This window comes from Acinetobacter sp. A47, from assembly GCF_000805455.1.
In the GTDB taxonomy this organism is placed as follows: domain Bacteria; phylum Pseudomonadota; class Gammaproteobacteria; order Pseudomonadales; family Moraxellaceae; genus Acinetobacter.
On the sequence record NZ_JSUS01000066.1, the window covers coordinates 1 to 243 of the forward strand.

Genomic DNA, 243 nt, shown 5'->3' on the forward strand with positions numbered 1-243 from the left:
TAGAGCGCCTGGCCTATATTATGGAAGATGCCTCTCCAAGATTATTACTGGCTGATGCGACGGGTATAGATGTGCTGAAGAGTTCATCGGTACCGGTGGTATTACTGCAGGATGCCTTTGAACAGGCTTCTGCATATTCTGAAGAGAATCTGCTACCGGCAGAGATTGGTTTAAACAGCCGTCATCTTGCTTATGTGATTTATACCTCAGGTTCTACAGGTAACCCGAAAGGGGTGATGAATG

Annotated in this window: 1 protein-coding gene; it reads left to right on the forward strand. The window is 46.1% G+C overall.

The genetic code is table 11. From position 1 onward, the window contains the following. Positions 1–243 (forward strand): AMP-binding protein (locus OC23_RS14945; protein WP_038345695.1); only part of this gene is annotated, 243 nt, incomplete at both ends.